The sequence below is a fragment of the Amphritea sp. genome, assembly GCF_016744155.1.
In the GTDB taxonomy this organism is placed as follows: Bacteria; Pseudomonadota; Gammaproteobacteria; order Pseudomonadales; family Balneatricaceae; genus Amphritea.
The window spans coordinates 65,526-86,768 of sequence record NZ_JADGEW010000003.1; the positions used below are offsets into that span (position 1 = coordinate 65,526).

Sequence of the window (21,243 nt, forward strand, 5' to 3'; positions counted from 1 at the left end):
AGGGTCTCTTTTTTTGTCTTTGCTGTTCAGAATAATCTATTCTGAACTCTCTATGCAGAACTTAAACGTAAGTTTGAATAGAGTTAGTGATCAATTATGTTTAGAACGTAAATACCGGGACAGGGAGATCTCACTATGAAAAAACTGAAGCTAGGGCCTGTGTTAGGGGTAGAGTCAGACACCCGTTATACCGTTTGTTTCTCTACTGACCCTGATGTGGACTGGGTTAACGTTGTTTTTGATGGAGAGACTATGGCTTGTCACTTCATTAGCGAAACGCCGTCTTCTAAAGTGTGGCGAGTCAGTGTTGATGTTCCGGTGACAGATAGTGGCAGATCGCTTACTTATAAAATTATGATTGCTGACGAGGCGGTCTGTTGTCGAAACGGTCGTGATAGTTGGCAGCTGTATTCTCCCGGACAGCAGCAAGAGCCGAAAGTTGTTTATACCTCCTGTAACGGTTTTTCTTCCCTTGATCTGATGCATAAAACACAAAAGCCGTTTCGGTTGTGGAAGAAGATGGCTAAAGGTCACCAGTCGGAGCCAGTTTCGTTAATGCTGATGGGCGGTGATCAGTTATATGCCGACAGTATCTGGACTGAGGTCGTCGAACTCAGAAAGTGGAATTGCTTATCCCACAAAAAGAAAATCGCTCGCAAGGTTTCAAAAACGCTTGAGGGGCAGGTCGACCGCTTTTATGACCGGCTCTATCAGGATCGCTGGAGCAGCGAACATATGAGTCTGATGTTAGCGTCTGTTCCGTCGGTGATGATGTGGGATGACCACGATATTTTTGATGGCTGGGGAAGTTTCCCAGATGATCTGCTTACCTGTGATGTTTTTCAGATGATATTCAGAACGGCGAAAAAATACTTTGAGCTATTTCAGGTTCGTTCCAGAGCGAATGCTTCGTTATTAAATCAAGACGCGGATCATTATGCGTCGGCGTTCAAATTCCGTAACTACCATGTTCTGGCATTAGATAATCGCACCGAGCGTTCGCTGAAACAGGTGATGAGTAACGAGAGTCAGTGGCCGTTGTTGAATGAGTATCTAACGAACCTGGATGAAGAAGGGCATCTTTTGGTGCTCTCAGCTGTGCCGGTGGTGTATCGCGATTTCGGCTTTACTGAAGGTGTGCTTGATGCCACTCCATGGGAGGAAGAGCTCACCGATGACCTTAAAGATCACTGGCGATCCAAGGAGCATCAGGGAGAGCGGGCGCGGTTAGTGCACCGGTTGTTGGAAAATGCTAAACGCCGCACCGATGTTAATTCGAAGAGCAAGACCGTTATCTTATCCGGAGATGTGCACCTGGGCTGTATAGGTGTGATTAACGATAAAGCCAAAGATTGTAAAATTCATCAGGTGGTGTCTTCCGGTATTGTCCATCCGGCCCCCAGTAAGCTGCAGTGGATCGGCATTATGGCGGTTACCAATGACCGGGATGAGTATCTGGATGAGAATAGAGACATCCAGATATCGATGCTGACACCCTTCGCGTCGGATAAATATATTCGTTGCCGTAACTACGTCACGCTGGAGGTTGGCACAGATCACAAGCTATGGGTGAACTGGATGAGTGAAGGTAAAGATAATCCCTATTATCCAATTCAGTGAGCCGTTTGTGTATGAAGGTGAGGCAGGCTTGGCCTGCTGTATATACAGGTATTTAGCGTTTAAAAAGCATTCTTAATCTCATCGCGAATACTTTCTGCTTCTCTTCTGCGATCTTCAAGCCTGGCGATATCACTGCTGCTGAGATTTTTTTCGCGCAAGGCAAACTCAATCTGTCTTAGTGCTTTAGCGGTATTGCCGGTGAGGAGAAAATACTCGGTGCGCGCCTCGTGCACACCCAGCGTATCGCCTGCCTGTCCGCGGGTTTCAGACAGCTCGTACCAGATATAACTATTTGCAGGGTACTGCTGACTCAGCTTCGTGAGAATCTGTGCTGATTTCTTAAATTGGTTATCTGCCCTCAAGGCTTTAGCGTAAAGCTGGTCGACAGGGTAGCTGTCCGGGTATAGCTTGCTCAGGCCATCCAGTTGTTGCACCGCTTGTTTAGTCTCTCCAGAGGCCAGTGCTAGTTCAGCTTCCGTCAGGCGAACATAGAGGTGCTGGCGAAGATTTGAGGGCAGGTCGTTCAGCGCGGTGCTGGCTTGCTGATATTTACCCGTTTTAATCAGTGCGATTACCAAACCGTAACCGCTTAGTGGGTCATCTGTGGCACTCTCCTGATAGCCTTTGATTAGCTGTTTAAGGTTGTTGGCATAGAAAACTTCAATGCGCTTTTTTATTAGCTGAAAATCAAATTTCTGAGGTTTGTACACTGGGCTGGGTAATTGGCGGGCACGGTTTTCAGCATCGGCAATGCGAGACTCGCTAACCGGGTGGGTAAGCAAAAATTCAGGGGGCTTCTGGCCGAGAAAACGGCTTGAGCGCTGGATTCTGGAAAACATACGCGGCATAGCAAAAGGGTCGAAGCCAGAGCTGACCAAATTGAGCATGCCGATACGATCGGCTTCCTGCTCATTACGGCGGCTGAAGTTGAGACCTGCTTGCTGTCCTGCAGCCATCGTCGAGCTGATGCCTGCTATGCCGGCTTGTGTATCGACACTGCTCAAGAGAATGCTAGCGAGAATACCCGCAAGTACTAACGGGGTATTGCGACGGCTCTCTTCAAGCTGCTGCGCGTAATGGCGCTGGGACAAGTGAGCAAGCTCGTGGGCGATAACAGAGGCGAGTTCCGGTTCATCTTTTGCACCCAGCAATAGGCCTGAATTGATGCCGACAACACCTCCAGGTACGGCAAAGGCGTTAAGGTTTGGGTTATCTAATACGATAAGATCCAGTCGATGATCCTGAAGTTGGCTACTCGCAGCCAGTTGCCAGAGTAATCCATTTAGATAATTAACAACTAGTGGATCGCCATACTCGGGAGCCTGACCACGTAACATTCTTGCCCATATGCGGCCCAGCTGAAATTCTTGTTCCAGGGAAATGGTCGCAGAACTATTGGCGATAATCGGTAGCTCATTGGCCTCGATGATGGTGATCGGGCTGATTGAGAGTAAACCCGCTAGCAAATAGCGTAAAAGTCCAGTGCGCAAGTTGATGATCCTTATGCTCATTTTCTCTGGTTATAACGGCGGGTTAATATAATTGTGCATTATATTAACCCCGCTTTTGGTATATATTGCTGGCCTCGTATCCATATCAGGAAAAACTTCATGACTGAGACCCATTGGGATGAACAACTCGACACCTGTGGACTGAGCTGCCCGCTGCCGCTTCTAAAGGCAAAGCAGGCGCTGCATAAACTGGCACCGGGTAAAGTCCTTAAAGTGGTTGCCACCGATGCGGGGTCTCAGCGGGATTTCAAGGCTTTTGTCGACCAATCAGACCATAATATGCTGGAATCGTTCAGCAATGATGGTCAGTATACCTATATTATTCAGCGCGGCTAACAAGGGAGCAGAGCGTGAGAAAGATTTTCAGTAAATGGATCGATAATTACTTCTCGAATGAAGAGGTGATGCTGTTACTGGTACTGCTGGCAGCCGCGCTGAGTGTGATTCTTTATCTGGGCCAGACGCTGACACCGGTATTCACCAGTATCATTTTAGCGTTCCTTATGCAGGGTATGATTATCTGGTTGAAAGACCGTAATGTTCCCCATTTCACCTCAGTTTTGATGGTGTTTACCCTGTTTGTTGGCATCTTGCTTTCATTAATGCTGTTTATTATGCCGCTGGTCTGGAAACAATCAGTCAATCTGTTTAATGAACTTCCGCGAATGGTTGCGCAGGCAAAGTCTGTCTTATTACTATTACCCCAGCAATACCCGGATGTTTTTTCTGAACAGCTGATTACGCAGATTATTGACTTGGCTACCGCTGAGTTGAGCCAGCTGGGGCAGTTAGTAGTGACCTATTCGTTGAACTCTATTGCAGGTTTAGTCGCTCTACTAATTTATGTAGTCCTAGTGCCTATTCTGGTGTTTTTCTTCCTGAAAGACGGTAGTAGTCTGGTGAATTGGTGGGTTTCTTTCTTACCCCAGAAAAAAGAGATGTTGAGCCAGGTCTGGGCTGAAATGGATCAGCAGATCGCGAACTATGTACGCGGTAAGGTGATTGAGATTGTCATCGTTGGATCGACAACCTACCTGGCGTTTGTATTACTGGGCATTAACTATGCAGCCTTGCTGGGTATTATTGTGGGGTTGTCTGTATTAATCCCCTATATCGGCGCTGCGCTGGTAACTCTGCCCGTTGCCCTGATCGGTTTCTTTCAGTGGGGCTGGACCAACGAGTTTTGGTATCTGATGCTTGCCTACGGCATTATTCAGGCGCTGGATGGTAACGTGCTGGTGCCACTGTTGTTTTCAGAGGCGGTTAACCTTCACCCGGTTTCGATTATTATCGCAGTGCTGATATTCGGTAGTGTCTGGGGATTCTGGGGCGTGTTCTTTGCCATTCCACTGGCGACGTTGATTAAAGCTATTCTGAACGCCTGGCCGAAAAGTCACTCGATTATTAAAGCCGAGGCTGAAAGTAGTTAACGAAGGTTTTTACCTTCCAATAAAAAAGCCGGCATAAGCCGGCTTTTTTATTTCAGATACAAAAGACTGCTTTAAAGCGCCTGAACCGCTGCTAATACCTCTGCAACATGTTCTTTAACTTTTACTTTGCGCCACTCTTTACGCAGCACGCCTTCTGCATCGATCAGGAAAGTACTGCGCTCAATTCCCATATGTTCTTTTCCATAGAGTTTTTTCAGCTTTATAACATCGAACAGTTTACACAATGTTTCATCCGGATCGCTGATCAGCTCAAAGGGAAATGACTGTTTGGCTTTGAAGTTTTCATGGGCGCGCATGCTATCGCGGGATACTCCAAAAATAACCGTTTTTGCATCCTGGAATTCTTTATACAGATCACGAAAGTCCTGTCCTTCTGTGGTGCAACCAGGCGTACTGTCCTTTGGGTAGAAGTAGATCACAATGTTAGAACCTTTTAGTTCTGACAGGGTCACAGAGGTCTCGCTGGTGGCTGGTGCGGTGAAGTCGGTTACCGCTTGATCAATAATTGGCTGGCTCATGCTATATCCTTAAAAAATCTGTCTTAAATACTACGCTTATCTGACTGAGATCAGTTAGAATGATACGCTTTTTATACGATAACAGATTAAACAGTTTTGGCGGCTCTTTAGCGTACGGTTTTTTTTATATTCCGACCACGCTAACTTATTGAGCTGAAATGGGTTGAGCCAGTAAACGCTGGCAAGTACCATAGGCCATTCTGTACACCTCTTGATGGAGACCAAGATGATTACTGGCAGCATTGTTGCTCTTGTTACCCCGATGAAATCTAACGGCGATGTTGATTGGGACGCGCTGGATAAAGTTGTAGATTTCCATCTGGAAAAGGGCACCGATTCAATCGTCGCCGTCGGCACTACCGGCGAATCTGCAACACTAAACTGTGATGAGCACTGCCAGGTTATCAAACGGGTCGTGGATCGTGTAAGTGGTGCTATCCCTGTGATTGCAGGTACCGGTGCAAATTCCACCCGTGAGGCTATTGAGCTGACGGCCGCTGCTAAAGATGCGGGCGTAGATGCTTGTCTGCTGGTGACTCCATACTACAACAAGCCAACTCAGGAAGGCTTGTATCAGCACTTTAAAGCTATTGCTGAAGCGGTTGATATCCCACAGATTCTTTACAACGTTCCAGGGCGTACTGCGTGCGATATGCTGCCTGAAACTGTGCTGCGGCTGACTAGTGTGCCAAATATTGTTGGCATCAAGGAAGCAACCGGCGATCTGGTTCGTGCTAAAGAGTTGATTGAAGCTGCGCCGAAAGAGTTCGCTATTTATTCGGGCGATGACGGAACGGCTGTAGAACTGATGCTGCTTGGCGGCGACGGTAATATCTCGGTGACGGCGAATGTTGCTCCCGCTCAGATGGGTGAGTTATGTCGTCTGGCAATTGCAGGAGAAGCTGATGCAGCGCGAGCTATTCAGGCCTCTTTGCTAAACCTGCACAACGCTATGTTTGTTGAGGCCAATCCTATTCCGGTGAAGTGGGCGATGGCGGAGATGGGCATGATGGGGCAGGGCATTCGTTTGCCGCTCACAGTTCTGGCAGAAGAGTACCGCTCTCAAGTGCGTGATGCACTGAAAGCCTGCGAAATTATCTGAAACTAACGGACGAGAATAATGAGAATAATCACCTTGCTGCCTTTGGCAGCAGCAGTGTTGAGTGTTGCCGGATGTGGTTCATATTCAAATCCGATTTACGGTGAGAATGGACTTATCAACGATCGTAGTCAGAACTATGAGCGGGCTGAGGCGACTAAACGACTGGAACTTCCGCCTTCAATTCGGGCTCGTTCTAAGCTGATGCAGGATCGCCTGGATGTTCCTAATGCAGGGCAGACTGCTTCTCAGCGTAGTAGTGATTTTATTATTCCTCGCCCTGAGTTTTTCTATACTGATTCTGGCAGTGATTCAGTTAACCTGAAGAGTGAGGGTGGCAATAAGGTTCTGGTTGTTGACGAGCCTATCGCGGATGTCTGGATACAGCTGCAGGATTTCTGGCGTTTCAATGATGTGGGTCTGGCGAAGTCTGCTCCTAAGGAAGGGGTGATGGAGACAACCTGGATCGATACCGAAGGTCAAAATCTTGGCTTTGTCGATAGTTTGATCAAACGCTTAACCTTCCAGGATATTGAGGGTGAGGTTAGCGATAAGCTCAGAGTATCTCTGCGTCCAGTTGCCAATGACTTCAATCGCACTACCATTGCGATGCAACATATTCGTGTAGCTCGTGATGAGAAGGATCAGGCTATTAATTGGTCTGATGACGCTGAAGATGTAGGTTATAAAACCGATATGATGTTTGAGATGCTTCGTTATCTGAGCAAATCAACCTCTGACGAAAGCAGTCATAGCTTATTGGCCATGAAGCGTGCGAATAAGAACAAGCCGCAAATGGGGCGTGATTCTAAGGGCTCTCCTGCGTTGAAGATTACTGTGCCGGTGGATCAGGCCTGGAATGAAATTAATACGGCGATCGACAAGACTACCTTTGATATAGGTACCCGTGATCAGCAGATGGGCGTCATCTATATGACGTACACTACATCGACTCCATATGAAGATACTGAAAAAATGGGTTTCTTCGCTTGGTTGCATTCCGATCGTAAATCGCTAACGTTGAGCTCTGGCTCTCTGGGTAAGGCATTGGGCTTTGGTGACGATAAAGCGGCTGAAGGGCCGGTATACAGTTCTAAAGAGATTGTGGCCGAAGTAGTCGACGGTGATGCTGAAGCTGCTGGTGATACTGAGTTCCAATACAGTATTGATGAGCAGGCTAAAGCAGCTGAGACTGAAGGTTTCAAAATCTGGCTTGCTGGTGAAGTTATCTATGTCTTTGGCGACGGCCAGGATGGCGTCTATAATGAGTCATCTGACAAGTACGAGCATACAGGCCAGTATCAATTGCATATGAATCGAACCTCTAATGGAGTTTTCCTAACGGTGAAAACACCCGAAGGGTTATCTGCTCCGGTTGTGGTTGCTGATGAGCTTCTCTGGGGAATTAAAGAGCAGCTTTGAAGTTGTTTGATTTCTGAGCGGGCTTTTGAGGCGACCTCGTATCTTTAAGAGTTAGTTTCATCAAGTTTAGTGATAAGTACGGGAAAAGAGGCCTTCTGGATAGTCGGCCTCTTTTTTTATGGTTAAATTTTAGTGAGCTGGTTTAATTAGCCGCTTTGTGAGCTTTTTTATAAAGCCCAGTTCATAGCCTTTATAGTGGGAGATAGTTATGAAAGCTGTATTTCTTGATCTTAATAGTCTTGATTGTGATGATCTCAATCTAACAGCCTTTGAAGCTCTGTTTAGTCGCTTTACTGGCTATCCGGCTACTGCACCTTCTGAAGTGTCTGAGAGAATAAATACTGCCGAAGTCGTTATCGTCAATAAGGTAGTGCTCGACCGGGCAGCATTGGCTGGTGCCAGTCAGTTGAAACATATCTGTATCGCAGCAACCGGCACGAACAATGTTGATCTGGCGGCCGCTGCTGAGCTGGGGGTCAGCGTTTCCAACTGCCAGGCATACGGTACTGATTCGGTGGCTCAGCATGTTATGACGCTGATGTTGGCGTTGCATACTAATCTTCTCCAATATAACCAGGCTGCCCGTGATGGCCAGTGGGCTCGTGCAGATCAATTCTGCCTATTGAGCTATCCGATTCAGGAGTTGCGGGGTAAGACTCTGGGAATTGTGGGGTATGGCAACCTGGGGTCGGGTGTCGCGCAACTGGCAGGCGCTTTTGGTATGGATGTTGTGATCGCTCAACGGGCTGGAGGTGAAACCGTGGGAGGGCGATTAGCGATGGCAGAATTGCTACCCCAGGTGGATGTATTGAGTTTGCACTGTCCGTTGACAGAACATACCAAAGATTTGATCGATGCTACAGCTATAGCGCAGATGAAAACCGGTGCCTTTATCATCAATGCGGCTCGGGGTGGTGTGGTAAACGAATCTGATCTGGCTGATGCGTTACGTAGTGGCAAACTGGCAGGGGCTGCCACCGATGTATTGACAGAAGAACCACCGGTCAATGGCAACCCACTACTTGCCGATGATATTCCTAATCTAATTATTACGCCGCACAGTGCCTGGGGGAGTGTTCAGGCTCGCCAGCGAATAGTCGATCAGATCGTTGAAACCATTGAAGGCTTAGCAAAGGGTGAGCAGATAAGGTGGGTCAATTAAGCTGGGGCTAGAATAATCTCGGGCTAGAAAGGCTTAAAAAGGGGTTGCTACCGTAAAGTTCAGCATCTCTTCGCTAACCGGATGGCTGAAGCTCAGGTCTTGTGCATGAAGTAGCATTCGTGAAGACCGGGCTACTTGCTCCGGTGAGGCATAAAAGCGGTCGCCCAATATAGGGTGTCCCAGATATTGCATATGCACCCGCAGTTGATGGGAGCGCCCGGTTATGGGCTTTAGCTCTATTCGCGTGGCATCATCTAACTGTTCAAGAACCTGCCAGTGTGTCTGTGCTGACTTCCCTTGCTGGTGGTCTATCATCTGCCTGGGGCGGTTGTCCCAGTCGCAGCGCAGCGGTTGATCTACCATACCTGATTGAGTTTCCAGCCGACCTGCAACGACTGCCTGATAAACCTTATGTGTCTGCCGTTCCTGGAACTGGATGCTGATATGTCGATGGCTCTCGGCTGTTAGCGCCAGTACCATCACCCCGGATGTAGGGTAGTCGAGACGGTGGACGGTCTTGGCGGTGGGAAAACGTTGCTGAACCCTGCGCCAGATACAATCCTGTTTCTCCTCTCCGATGCCAGGCACTGACAACAGGTCAGCGGCTTTGTTGACAACAACTATCTCGGCGTCGGCGAAGAGAATATCCACGTCGTTGATACTGGGTATCATCTCAGCGACTGATTCCCTTACCGGAAAATAGTTTCTTTTTCTGGGATTTCTTTTTTCCCCTGACAAACAGCGCCATCGATTCTATGTGATGAGTTTGCGGGAACATATCCATAACGAGAAAATCTTGTAGTTTGTAGCCTTCTTCCTTAAGCAGCTTGCTGTCACGGGCCAGTGAACCGGGATTACAAGAGATGTAGAGAACAAGTTCAGGGCGTTTTTTGGTGATCTGTGGGATCAGCGCGGCAGCACCAGAACGAGGTGGATCAAGAAGGACTTTGTTATAGCTACCTTTAAACCACTGCAAGCCGGTCAGTTTCTCTGCCAGGTTGGCGCAATAGAAACGGCAGTTTTCCAGACCGTTATTTCGGGCGTTTAACTCAGCCTGTTGAACCATGGTCAGGTTGCCTTCGATGCCGGTAACGCTGGCGCCGGATTGTGCCAGGGGTAACGAGAAGTTACCTAGTCCACAGAACAGTTCGAGAACGTTGTCTTCTGGTTTTAGCTCTAACAGTTGGCAGGCCTTATCGACCATCTGCTGGTTAATCTCAGCGTTTACCTGAATAAAGTCATCGGGACGAAACTGGAGTTCCTGCTGGTTTAATGTGTAGCTGGCGAGCTGAGCTGGAGTGGCGTAGTGGTCTGTGCCGATTAGCTGCAATTGCAGGCTTAAACCGTAATGCTTAGCAAGGTGGTTAAAGATTTCCAGATGCTCATCGTTGAGTTCTTTTTTTAGCCGTAGCGAGAGGTAACCGCCCTCGTCACCAAGATCAACGTCGAGTTGGGTGATATGTTTAATGTCACCGGTATCTGTTAGCGCGTATCTTACTTTGCTGAAAATATCACTAACCCGCTTGTCCATCACTGCGCAGCTATCGATCTGTGTCAGCAGGTGGCTGCCCCGGCGGCGAAAGCCAATAATAGGTTCGTCATTCGATAACTGATTGATACCGATACGGGCGCTACGGCGGTAGTTCCAGCTGTTTGCTGCCAGAGGCGCGATGATGTTCGCAGGTTTACTTTGACCGAGGCGTTCAAGCTGATCTAGTACCTGAGCCTGCTTTAGTTCTAGCTGGCGTTCATTGTCCAGGTGTTGCAGGTCACAGCCGCCGCACTGCTGGTAATGAGGGCAGGCGGGCTCAATTCGATGACTGTCAGCTGTGAGTATAGTGTCGGTATGACCGCTATAAAATTTAGTTTTCTCTTCTGTCAGCCGGGCGAGAACCTGCTCTCCCGGAAGGGCGTTGGCGATAAATGCTGCTTTACCCTGATAGTGCGCTACACCCTGGCCGTCAAAGCTAAGGGATTCTATGTTTAACTCGACCGGTTCTACAGGCAATGGCTGCTCTGAGATTCGGACTGGGAGCTGAACTCGGTAATGGGAATGCTTCTGTTTCATTGGCTTCTCCTGACGAAGCGCGGATTCTACCAGTGACTTAGTATGAAAGCATCCAAGACTGGGGCTAGCATTAATATATAGTCGATATATTAACGATTGTTGCTCGTGAATCGAGTCAAATAGGGAAGTTGATAGGAAAATTGACCGGTTATCCGGTGAAAAGACTTCATGGGATCCTTGCTCCGGGTATAAAATCCCTTCTACGTAAATTAAATTATCAGAGTAGCTTTATGTCACAGGAACATCCGTTTGCCCCCTTTGTTCGAATTCTAGGTAAAGGAAAGCAGGGCTCCCGCTCCCTGAGTCAGGTTGAGGCCCGTGAGGCGATGGAAATGATTCTTGATGGGCAGGTAGAGCCGGAGCAGCTGGGGGCGTTTCTGATGCTCTTGCGGGTAAAAGAGGAATCTCCAGAGGAACTGGCGGGTTTTATAGAAGCGGTGCGCGGCCGTTGTGGAGCGCCTGAGCAATTGCAGGTTGATCTGGACTGGTCAACCTATGCGGGTAAAAAGCGGCAGCTGCCCTGGTTTATTCTGACCGCGCTGTTGTTGGCTGAAAATGGTATTCGGGTATTTATGCACGGTGCCCGGGGTCATACGCCTGAGCGTATCTACACTGAAGACTGTTTGAGTCTGTTTGGTATCAATGCCTGCGCGAGTTGGGATCAGGTAGCTGAATCGATCGACTCATCGCAGTTTGCTTTTTTGTCAATCGATACGCTAAGTCCCGAGATGAGTCGCATCATTAATCTGCGGCCGGTGTTAGGGCTGCGCTCTCCGGTGCATACCTTGTGCCGCCTGATTAATCCTCTGCATGCAAAACATACTGTGGATGGTGTCTTTCATCCGGCTTACGGGCCGATGCATCAAAAAACTGCACAACTTCTTGGGGTTGAAAACGGTCTGACCATCAAAGGTGATGGCGGTGAAGCAGAAGTTAAACCTGATACCGAATGTGATCTGCAGTGGACTCGGGGAAGTGAATATAGCGTTTCCCAATGGGATCGTTACTACCCCCGTCGACTGGTCAAGCAAGATCTGGATACTGCGGACTTACTATCCCTCTGGCGTGGTCAAATGACCCATGAGTATGGTGAGGGTGCTGTTATCTCAACCTTGGCGTTGATACTAAAGCTGCTCAACAAAGCCGGCGATGATGCGGCGTGTTATGAGCAGGCACTTCAGATGTGGCAGGGAAGGGATAAAGATCGGTATTAATCAGCAGCTCGCAGCTCCAGCGTCACAAAAAGCTATAAGAGCCGTTGTTCGTAGCTCGAACGTCACAGAAAGCGTGACTAGCTCGTTGCTCGCTAAAAGCCTCTTTTATTAGGTATGGAAGTGGTTGTGAGTTAAGCGCTTTGTAAGAAAGTTGTTGAGTTGTGGTTGGGCAGGGGCAGTCCATTCCGAGCAACGAGCAACGAGCCATGCAGCTTTAATCCCTCCTTAGCTTATCCGATACCGCTATCGGGCTTGGATAGTTGAATATCACGATATAGGTTGAGAGGAGGAAGGTGAGGATTGCGGTGGCCTGAATGACGTGTGAGGCTTCTTCACCGATCATCGATGCCCCGGTGGCCATGTAGGCTATCAGAAGGGAGAACTCACTGATCTGTCCCAGTCGAAAGCCTACTTCCCAGGCAAGTGAATTGCTTTCGCTAATGCTTTGCAGCAGGAAGCGGAACACTATCGGCTTGAGAACCAGTACGAGAAAAGCTAATAAAATAGCGGGAATTATTATCTGTCCGAGTAAGCCCAGGTTGAAACTGGCGCCGACTGAGAAGAAGAACAGAATCAGAAAAAAGTCTCTCAGAGGTTTCAGGCTAGTGGCTATGTATTGAGCGATTGGGCTGGTAGCCAGGCTGACGCCAGCAATAAAAGCGCCTATTTCGGCAGAGAGTCCCACTGCATGGGCCAGTTCGGCCAATCCAAGGCACCAACCAATGGCAACCAGAAAAATGTACTCGTGAAAGCGATCAAATTTTTGGATCAGTGGTAGCAATATATACCGGACAAAAAGTAGTGCGCCGCCGATAATGAGGGGTAGAGCAACGGCTGTTTTCAGAAAGGCGGTTACTTGATCGGCGCCATTATCGCCGCTGTTAAGAAACAGTAGAACCAGAATGGCAATCACGTCTTGCAGTAGCAGTAGGCCGACAACCAGTTCGCCGGTATGTTTATGGTGCAGAACGGTTGTGGGCAGCAGTTTGATGCCAATAATGGTGCTGGAAAACATGAGTGCGACGCCGATAATAATCGCTTCTGTGCGGGTGTAGCCGAAGGCGATGCCGACGATATAGCCAATCGCCATAAATATTATGGCGCTGAAAATGGCGACTAAGGTTGCTTTTTTAAGCATATGCACCAAGTGGCTGGGTTGCATATCCAGGCCTAGCAGGAACAATAGAAATATGATGCCAACATGGGAGATATCAGAAAGTAGGGCGGTATCTTGAATCATACTGTAGCCATAAGGGCCTAAAGCGGCCCCCAGTACTACATAAGCAACCAGAAGTGGTTGACGGGTATAGAGCGCCACAGTGGCTAGAACGGCGGCCCCGGTGAAGATTAGAAAAAAAGAGAAAACCAGGCTTTGTTGTAACATAAATGTTTGAAAGTCCTGTAAATTCAGCTTGGTCCTTCAGTCTACAGAATCTATATGCGGATATGAACCCGGGATATAAAGAGAATAAATAATCGACAGGTTATAGTCTTTGGGATATGGGTAATAGTAGCTAACTATAAATTTCTAACCGGTTGGTTGAATGTGTCTAGAGAAACTATTTATTTTTATTCTCTACCAAATTCAATATTTTATAGGTTTTTATTAAAGTGTATTATTGATAATTATTTGCCTGGCAGCGTAGCTTTCTTACTTGCTGGGCCTTCAGTAGATTGAAGGGTTAAATAATAACTGAGCAATTTACTAGGGATTGGAATAAGTGTATCCTGAACTGCATAATGAGATAGTGATTTAACAGGAATTTTGATGAATATTACCATTACCGAAACAGCAGACAGCTACCTGGCCGAGTTGCTTGAAAAGCAAGATGTAGAGGGTATCGCTGTTCGGATGTTCGTAACCCAGCCGGGAACAGCTTACGCTGAGACCTGCCTGGCTTACTGTCGACCTGACGAAGTGGTTGAAGACGATGCTGTGATGCAGAAAGAAAAGGTGAAATTCTATTTTGAAAAAAATAGCTTACCTTATCTGGAAGAAGCGACGGTTGATTATGCAACTGATCGCATGGGTGGACAGCTGACCATTAAAGCGCCTAATGCAAAGGTGCCAAAGGTGTCAGATGACAGCCCGATGGACGAGCAAATCAATTACATTCTCTATTCTGATATTAACCCGGGATTGTCTTCTCATGGTGGTGAGGTCAAGTTGATTGAGCTGCTTGAAGAGGAGATAGGTCATATTGCTATATTACAGTTTGGCGGTGGTTGCCAGGGGTGTAGTGCTGTAGATATGACACTCAAAGACGGCGTTGAGAAAACGCTGGTAGAACGTGTCCAGGGCTTGGTGGGTGTTCGTGATGTCACCGACCATTCAGTGACGGATAACGCATACTACAAATAGTAGTTTTACTTGGGAAGGCGTGAATAATTCCCATCATAAGCCCGGCTCTGTCCGGGCTTTTCTGACTCTAAATATTGGTTTGTTTACATAATATTAACTGCAACCCTAAATCCACCATTTTAGTACGTTGTTCCATGGCGGATGAACTGATATAAGGTTAATAACGTAGTGCTACCAAGTATGACTATGTCAGCTGATTCCTGAGCTGAGTGTTTTTGTTACTTTTTTATGTAACTTTTATGCTGATGTGGTTGTTTTTTTTAAGTGCCAGCCCCATCTATCAGTAAAAGCGACATACCGCACAAGTCTGTAACTGCTGTATTCTGCAGTTTCTTCCGAATAAGGAGTTAGGTCCGTTATGGCACCACTCGAGAATGAAAAAGAGATCACTACCAGCACATTGCCGGTTCTACCACTGCGTGATGTGGTTATATATCCACATATGGTGATCCCGCTTTTCGTCGGCCGCGAAAAGTCTATTCAGGCCCTGGAAGCAGCAATGCTTCAGGATAAAGAGATTCTACTCATCGCTCAGAAAAACGCCTCCGATGATGAGCCGGTAGGCAGTGATCTGTTTTCTATCGGTACCGTTGCAAGTATTTTGCAGATGCTGAAATTACCTGACGGTACGGTAAAAGTACTGGTTGAGGGTGATTATCGTGCGCATATCGATACGCTTCATGAGACTGAAGAGTTCTTTACTGCAGATATCTCTGTTTTAGCCATTGATGAGGTGAGTGAGGGTGAAGCAGAAATCTACAAGCGCACTGCACTGGACCAGTTTGAGCGCTTTGTACAGGTAAACAAAAAGATTCCTGCTGAGGTACTGACCTCGCTGGGTTCTATCGATGAGATTGGCCGGCTGGCTGATACTATCGCTGCGCATATGTCTCTTAAGCTTGACGAGAAACAGAAAATTCTGGAAATGCTGGATGATAAGCAGCGTCTGGAACATCTGATGGCGTTGATGGAATCTGAAATAGACCTGGTTGAAGTTGAAAAACGGATTCGCGGCCGGGTTAAGAAGCAGATGGAGAAAAGCCAGCGCGAGTATTATCTGAATGAGCAGATGAAAGCGATTCAGAAAGAGCTGGGTGATCTGGATGAAAACGGCACGACTGATATCGAAGAGCTGAAAAAGCGCATTGATGAAGCCGGAATGCCGCAGGAAGCATTAGATAAAACGCTGAGCGAATATAACAAGCTGAAGATGATGTCACCGATGTCTGCAGAGGCTGCTGTTGTGCGGGGTTATATCGATTGGATGCTGCAGGTTCCATGGTCTAAACGTTCTAAATTACGCCATGATATGAATCGTGCTGAAGAGATTCTCAACGAAGATCACTACGGTCTGGAAGAGGTTAAGGATCGCATTCTTGAGTATTTAGCTGTACAGAAACGGGTACGCAAGCTGAAAGGTCCTATTCTCTGTCTGGTTGGCCCGCCGGGTGTGGGTAAAACCTCACTGGGTCAGTCCATCGCACGGGCGACTAACCGTAAGTACGTACGTATGGCGCTTGGTGGTGTCAGAGATGAGGCGGAGATCCGTGGTCATCGTCGTACCTATATCGGTTCTATGCCGGGCAAACTGATTCAGAAGATGTCTAAGGTCGGGGTTAAAAACCCACTGTTCCTGTTGGATGAGATCGACAAAATGGGTATGGATCAGCGCGGTGATCCGGCGTCTGCTCTTTTGGAAGTACTTGATCCCGAGCAAAACGGAACCTTCAATGATCACTACCTGGAGGTCGATTTCGATCTGTCAGATGTGATGTTTGTTTGTACCTCTAACTCTATGGATATCCCCGGGCCGTTACTGGACCGGATGGAGATCATTCGCATCCCGGGTTATACCGAAGATGAAAAACTTAACATCGCTCGTAAATATTTGATTCCTAAGCAGCTTAAGACCAACGGTCTGAAAAAGAATGAGCTGACGATTGACGATGAAGCGGTAACGGATCTGATTCGCTATTACACTCGTGAAGCGGGCGTGCGTGGACTGGAACGTGAGATTGCAAAAATCTGTCGTAAAGTGATTAAAGAAGTTGCTTTGAGTGGCGATAAAAACGCGTCTATTATTGCCAACAGTGAGAACCTTGAGCACTATTCCGGAGTACATAAGTGTAGCTTTGGTATGGCTGAAGAGCAGGATCGTATTGGTCATGTTACTGGCCTGGCCTGGACCTCGGTTGGCGGAGATATTCTGACGATAGAATCAGCTGTTGTTCCAGGTAAAGGACGACAGATTCGCACCGGTTGTCTGGGTGATGTGATGCAGGAATCGATTCAGGCTGCGTTGACTGTTGTACGAAGCCGTTCTGAATCTCTGGGTATCAATCCTGACTTTCATGAAGAAAACGACATTCATATCCATGTACCAGAAGGCGCTACGCCGAAAGATGGCCCAAGTGCTGGTATTGGTATGTGTACTGCATTAGTATCTGTGCTGACCAATATTCCAGTCCGTTCTGAAGTGGCAATGACCGGTGAAATTACCCTACGGGGACAAGTTCTACCGATCGGAGGGCTAAAAGAGAAGCTTCTGGCAGCTCATCGGGGTGGGATCAAAACGGTCATTATTCCAGATGAAAATAAGCGTGATCTGAAAGAAATCCCAGACAATATCAAAGCAGATCTGGATATTCGTCCGGTTAAATGGATTGATGAGGTCTTGCAAATCGCGCTGAAATATAGTCCGGAACCGCTAACCGAAGAGCAAAAAGCTAGCTTTTCTGAGAAGAAAAAGCTTGCAAAAGGTGAGCGGGGGCAAATAAAACCGCATTAACACAGAATAGTGACAAATCAGGCTGAAAGCCGCTTGACAGCTGATTTGCAGGCTTGGTATAAATTGTCCCGAGAACTTGCTGGGCATGGGCACAGAATATATAAAAAATGATTCATATAAGGGGAACAATGTGAATAAATCTGAACTGATCGACGCAATCGCAGCTTCTGCGGACATTCCAAAGGCTGCTGCAGGCCGCGCACTTGACGCTACGCTGGAGTCAATTTCTGGCGCTCTGCAAGGTGGTGATTCTGTTGCACTGGTAGGTTTTGGTACTTTTGGTGTTAAAGAACGTGCTGCGCGTACTGGTCGTAACCCTCAGACAGGTCAGCCAATCCAGATCGCTGCGGCGACTCTGCCTACTTTCAAGCCTGGTAAGGCTCTGAAAGACTCTGTAAATAAGTAAGACACGCTAGCGCCTGATCCGTAAGGATCGCTGGTACCTGGAGCGGTAGTTCAGTTGGTTAGAATACCTGCCTGTCACGCAGGGGGTCGCGGGTTCGAGTCCCGTCCGTTCCGCCAAATGTGAGATCAGCTAAAGATTGGTTAGCTGACACTCAGGGAAACGATTAGTGCTTATGCCGCGTCGTATTGCCAAACATATAAAAGGCGCATCCTGACTGGGGTGCGCTTTTTTTTTCTATTTGCACAATAGCTTAGAGGCCCAGAGGCAATATGCTTCAGAATATCCGAGATAACTCCAAAGGGATTGTTGCGAAGGTCATTGTAGGCCTGATCGCAGTTACCTTTGCCCTGTTCGGGGTTGAATCCCTGGTCAGCCTGACTGCAGGTTCCAACGCACCGGCGATCGTAAATGGCGTCGAAATAAGTGAACGAGATCTGCTTCAGGGTGCTGACCTGCAACGTAGACAGCTATTAGCTCAGATGGGTGAAAATGCTGATCCAACTTTGCTCGATGATAATCTGATTCGTAAAGCGACTCTGGATAACCTAATTCAGCAGGAAGTTTTGGTGCAGTCTGCGATCAGTCAGGATATGGCGATTGCTGATCAGGCACTGGATCAGATGATTATTAATACTCAGGACTTTCAGGCAGAGGGTGTGTTTAATCGCGATCAGTATACTGCTGTTTTGCGAAATGCCGGTCTATCACCTTTGATGTATAAAGAATTGCTGCGCAAAGAAAGCCTGATAGGTTACGAGCGTTCCGGTTACCTGCTGTCTGGCTTCTCGCTGGAGCAAGAGGCCGAACGTATTATCGCCCTTGATCGTGAAACACGCGATGTCGCCTATCTTCAAGTGGCACTGGATGATTACAAACAGGGAGTATCCCTGACCGCTGAAGATAAGCGTGCTTATTATGATGCTCATCTGCAAGAGTTTATGACCGAAGAGCAGGTAGCAATCGAGTACCTGCTGATCAATAAAATAGACCTATTGAATCAAGTTGTAGTGGATGACGTAGAACTACAGTCACAGTTCGAACAGATGCAGGCTGTATTTGACTCTGAGGAACAGCGTACCGTCTCTCATATCATGATTGAGGTTTCTGATCAGGTTGATGATGCTGCGGCACTGGCGAAGGCTCAGGAGCTTGCTGGGCGTCTGGTAGCGGGTGAAGAATTTGCTACGCTGGCAGAAACTGAATCCGATGATCCTGGCTCAGCGCCTATGGGTGGTGATCTGGGTGTTTATCAGCAAGGCTTGCTGGATGGGCCCTTTGAGTCAGCGGTCTACGCGCTTAATGTTGGTGAAGTGTCAGAGCCTGTTCGTACCTCGTTCGGTTATCACCTGATTAAACTGACAGAGCTATCTGCATCTGAAGCGCCTGTATTTGAAGAGGTGAAGGACCAGCTGATTGCTGAGCAGATGGAGAATAAAGTTGAACAGCTTTATGTTGAGAAAGTGGGTCAATTGACTGATCTGGCATTCTCTGCTGGTGATCTGATTGAGCCTGCTGACGAGTTAAAGCTGAATATCATTGAGGCTGAACCGTTCAGCGCGGCCGGTGGCAATGAAGAAGTGACTTCTAATGTCCGTGTAATCCGCGCAGCATTTAATGCAGAGTTGATTCGTGACGGTTTGAATAGTGACCCGATTGAACTGGATTCAGGTCGTACACTGGTACTGCGGGTAAAAGAGCACATCCTTCCACGTCAACTCAGTGAAGAAGAAGTTAGCGATCAGATTACTGAAGTGCTGATCGTAGAGAAGGCTGGTGAAGCGCTACAGGCATCGCTGGAAACTGAGCTTGATAAGCTGCAACAGGGCGGTGAGCGCGTTTCTATAAACGGTGCTGAGTGGACTGTTGCTGAGGCGGTATCCCGTGCTGACCGTAGTCAGTCATTTGAAGTAATGACCACAGCATTTAAAATACCTAAGCCAGAGAGTGGAGCGTCTTATGCGCTGATCACTTTGCAGAATGGTGCAAAAGCGATTGTAGCGGTTACTGCGGTTAACACTCCTGACCTTAGTGCTGTGACAGCAGATGAGCGCAAAGGCATGCGTGCAGTGCTGGGACAGCGCGCAGGCCAGTTCGATTATCAGGCGATGACAGAAGCGCGTAAAAGTGCTGCCGTGATTGAGAAACTCTGATTGTGAACCGGTAAATGATTATAAAAAGGCTGCTTATGCAGCCTTTTTTATTGTCTGGATTTATGCCCATAGTGAGTTTTCTGACTACACTAATAAATCAGTGTGAGCCTGTACTTAACAGTGGTTAATCCAAGATTACCGAATTACCCAGTCAAAGCTTTAACATAATCATGAAGCGGTAAAGCTCTGTTCGCTTTGTTAGGTCGTACATCAAAGGAGGTGGGCTATGTTACCAAGTGTATGCGAAGCACAGAAACCCCTTAAAGAGCAGTATAAACAAAAACCAGATCTGGCTATGGTTATCGACCATGCTAAGACATCAGGCGAATCTGCCTCGGATCCTTTTCATTCCAGGGTCGAGCCGATGGAAGGCTGTGGTGTCTTAGTACCAGTCGGTGTTCATGCCGCCGTTGGGGGGAAGCATGATGCCCCAACGCCAGGCGACCTATTATGCGCCGCGCTTGCCGCTTGCCAGGATTCAGCTATCCGTATGGTTGCAAATTTGATGGACATAGAGCTTCTTGAGTTAGAGGTTCGAGTCACGGCGACAGCAGATGTCAGGGGCGCGTTGGCGATGGATCGTGCGGTCCCCGTTGGATTCCAGGCCATGAGCTGCGATGTGAAGATGAAAGTGAGTGATGATACGACGCGAGAAAAATTAGAGCGGCTTCAGGTTGCTGCCAAGGCGTGCTGTGTTGTGCAGCAAACGTTAAAATCACCACCGCCAGTTAAGACCCGCTTCATATCCTAAGATGGTGATGTGTGTAACCTGCTCGTGCCGTTAGGCCATTTAATCGAACAGTTGGGACTTCTAAATTCCGTCTGGAAACTTCAAACTGCCGTTTTAATACTATACTCATATAAATCTATATAGTGCGCTGGCTCATAGAGACAGCGCTCTATCGCTTAATTTGACCAATGATTGAGAACGCAAATCACCTATTACCCTAGGAGGTCATCATGAAAACCAGGTCAGTATCTTTAGCCTTACTCTTACCTGCGGCTATTTTTGTAAGCGGTTGCCAGCATCATCAAACTCGAACGAGCGGGAATAGCTTCGTCATCATAGGTGAGTCGATGGCTACGGGGGCTGAAGCGGCTCAGGAGCTGCAGTTGGCAATTAACCGTACACAAACCGTTGGTTGCACTGCGGTGTCTGTTGGTGGCTATGGAGCGGCGGGTGAGGGTATGATTCTGGGCCTTGCTGCACTGATTAAGTGTCCCGGTGGTATACATATCATACCGACAGGTTTTCCCTACGACGCGAATACGGGTGTGAAGATACCGGTTGATCCCGCAGCGGTGCTTCCACCGCCACTATCACCACCTGTTCCATAAAGTCTGAGGGCATAGCTGTAAGAGATCTTAAGAGGTTTTTAAAGTGGCCATTACAAATGGGAGCTGAGTAAAGTATCAACTTAAGTTTTGCTCAGCTCTCGTCTTGAGTTACCTGTCTCTTTAAGAGGTGATCC

General features: G+C 47.7%; 18 protein-coding genes and 1 tRNA gene. 14 read left to right on the forward strand and 5 right to left on the reverse strand.

The window, feature by feature from the left end:
• Positions 1 to 135: 135 nt before the first annotated feature.
• The gene (locus tag QZZ54_RS04025; protein WP_290699193.1) at positions 136 to 1,620 is read left to right on the forward strand and encodes an alkaline phosphatase D family protein; all 1,485 of its coding nucleotides are present in this window, start codon (positions 136 to 138) and stop codon (positions 1,618 to 1,620) included.
• A gap of 59 nt (positions 1,621 to 1,679) precedes the next feature.
• Here QZZ54_RS04025 and QZZ54_RS04030 read toward each other — a convergent pair whose 3' ends face one another.
• The gene (locus tag QZZ54_RS04030; RefSeq protein ID WP_290699195.1) at positions 1,680 to 3,110 is read right to left on the reverse strand and encodes a M48 family metalloprotease; all 1,431 of its coding nucleotides are present in this window, start codon (positions 3,108 to 3,110) and stop codon (positions 1,680 to 1,682) included.
• A 120-nt stretch (positions 3,111 to 3,230) separates the two neighbouring features.
• Here QZZ54_RS04030 and QZZ54_RS04035 point away from each other — a divergent pair, with 120 nt between their 5' ends.
• Together QZZ54_RS04035 and QZZ54_RS04040 are read left to right on the forward strand one after the other, a co-directional pair.
• Positions 3,231 to 3,467, forward strand: a complete 237-nt coding sequence (locus tag QZZ54_RS04035) for a sulfurtransferase TusA family protein (RefSeq protein ID WP_290699197.1) — start codon at positions 3,231 to 3,233, stop codon at positions 3,465 to 3,467.
• Positions 3,468 to 3,481: 14 nt separating this feature from the next.
• The gene (locus QZZ54_RS04040; RefSeq protein WP_290699199.1) at positions 3,482 to 4,561 is read left to right on the forward strand and encodes an AI-2E family transporter; all 1,080 of its coding nucleotides are present in this window, start codon (positions 3,482 to 3,484) and stop codon (positions 4,559 to 4,561) included.
• Positions 4,562 to 4,632: 71 nt separating this feature from the next.
• Here the strand turns inward: QZZ54_RS04040 and QZZ54_RS04045 are convergent, their stop codons facing one another.
• On the reverse strand, positions 4,633 to 5,100 hold the full coding sequence (locus tag QZZ54_RS04045; protein WP_290699201.1) for a peroxiredoxin: 468 nt from the start codon (positions 5,098 to 5,100) through the stop codon (positions 4,633 to 4,635).
• A gap of 226 nt (positions 5,101 to 5,326) precedes the next feature.
• Here QZZ54_RS04045 and dapA point away from each other — a divergent pair, with 226 nt between their 5' ends.
• The 3 genes from dapA (at position 5,327) to QZZ54_RS04060 (ending at position 8,783) form a co-directional block, all read left to right on the forward strand.
• A complete protein-coding gene (dapA, locus tag QZZ54_RS04050; protein WP_290699203.1) occupies positions 5,327 to 6,202 on the forward strand; it encodes a 4-hydroxy-tetrahydrodipicolinate synthase in 876 nt (291 codons plus the stop codon).
• Between the two features lie 18 nt (positions 6,203 to 6,220).
• Positions 6,221 to 7,621 carry an outer membrane protein assembly factor BamC gene (gene bamC / locus QZZ54_RS04055; RefSeq protein WP_290699205.1) on the forward strand — a complete coding sequence of 467 codons (1,401 nt, stop codon included), beginning with the start codon at positions 6,221 to 6,223 and terminating at the stop codon, positions 7,619 to 7,621.
• Positions 7,622 to 7,829: 208 nt separating this feature from the next.
• Positions 7,830 to 8,783 (forward strand): 2-hydroxyacid dehydrogenase, encoded by a 954-nt coding sequence (locus QZZ54_RS04060; RefSeq protein WP_290699207.1) that lies wholly within the window; start codon positions 7,830 to 7,832, stop codon positions 8,781 to 8,783.
• Positions 8,784 to 8,816: 33 nt separating this feature from the next.
• Here the strand turns inward: QZZ54_RS04060 and QZZ54_RS04065 are convergent, their stop codons facing one another.
• Positions 8,817 to 9,455, reverse strand: a complete 639-nt coding sequence (locus tag QZZ54_RS04065) for an RluA family pseudouridine synthase (RefSeq protein WP_290699209.1) — start codon at positions 9,453 to 9,455, stop codon at positions 8,817 to 8,819.
• A 1-nt stretch (position 9,456) separates the two neighbouring features.
• Positions 9,457 to 10,851: a 23S rRNA (uracil(1939)-C(5))-methyltransferase RlmD gene (gene rlmD / locus QZZ54_RS04070; protein WP_290699211.1), complete on the reverse strand. Its 1,395-nt coding sequence runs from the start codon at positions 10,849 to 10,851 to the stop codon at positions 9,457 to 9,459.
• 230 nt (positions 10,852 to 11,081) lie between these two features.
• Between rlmD and QZZ54_RS04075 the strand changes: the two genes are divergently transcribed.
• Positions 11,082 to 12,065 carry a glycosyl transferase family protein gene (locus QZZ54_RS04075; protein ID WP_290699213.1) on the forward strand — a complete coding sequence of 328 codons (984 nt, stop codon included), beginning with the start codon at positions 11,082 to 11,084 and terminating at the stop codon, positions 12,063 to 12,065.
• Between the two features lie 214 nt (positions 12,066 to 12,279).
• Here the strand turns inward: QZZ54_RS04075 and QZZ54_RS04080 are convergent, their stop codons facing one another.
• Complete coding sequence (locus QZZ54_RS04080; protein ID WP_290699216.1) at positions 12,280 to 13,449, reverse strand: cation:proton antiporter; 1,170 nt, start codon at positions 13,447 to 13,449, stop codon at positions 12,280 to 12,282.
• A gap of 384 nt (positions 13,450 to 13,833) precedes the next feature.
• Between QZZ54_RS04080 and nfuA the strand changes: the two genes are divergently transcribed.
• The 7 genes from nfuA (at position 13,834) to QZZ54_RS04115 (ending at position 21,109) form a co-directional block, all read left to right on the forward strand.
• Positions 13,834 to 14,427 (forward strand): Fe-S biogenesis protein NfuA, encoded by a 594-nt coding sequence (gene nfuA, locus QZZ54_RS04085; RefSeq protein ID WP_290699218.1) that lies wholly within the window; start codon positions 13,834 to 13,836, stop codon positions 14,425 to 14,427.
• Between the two features lie 358 nt (positions 14,428 to 14,785).
• On the forward strand, positions 14,786 to 17,215 hold the full coding sequence (gene lon, locus QZZ54_RS04090; protein ID WP_290699220.1) for an endopeptidase La: 2,430 nt from the start codon (positions 14,786 to 14,788) through the stop codon (positions 17,213 to 17,215).
• A 130-nt stretch (positions 17,216 to 17,345) separates the two neighbouring features.
• Positions 17,346 to 17,621 (forward strand): HU family DNA-binding protein, encoded by a 276-nt coding sequence (locus QZZ54_RS04095; protein WP_290699222.1) that lies wholly within the window; start codon positions 17,346 to 17,348, stop codon positions 17,619 to 17,621.
• A 39-nt stretch (positions 17,622 to 17,660) separates the two neighbouring features.
• Positions 17,661 to 17,737: transfer RNA gene (locus QZZ54_RS04100), tRNA-Asp, on the forward strand.
• Positions 17,738 to 17,890: 153 nt separating this feature from the next.
• Positions 17,891 to 19,771, forward strand: a complete 1,881-nt coding sequence (locus QZZ54_RS04105) for a SurA N-terminal domain-containing protein (RefSeq protein ID WP_290699223.1) — start codon at positions 17,891 to 17,893, stop codon at positions 19,769 to 19,771.
• Positions 19,772 to 19,997: 226 nt separating this feature from the next.
• Positions 19,998 to 20,522 (forward strand): OsmC family protein, encoded by a 525-nt coding sequence (locus QZZ54_RS04110; RefSeq protein ID WP_290699225.1) that lies wholly within the window; start codon positions 19,998 to 20,000, stop codon positions 20,520 to 20,522.
• A 209-nt stretch (positions 20,523 to 20,731) separates the two neighbouring features.
• Entirely contained in the window at positions 20,732 to 21,109 is a 378-nt protein-coding gene (locus QZZ54_RS04115; protein ID WP_290699227.1) for a hypothetical protein, read from the forward strand.
• Positions 21,110 to 21,243: the final 134 nt, after the last annotated feature.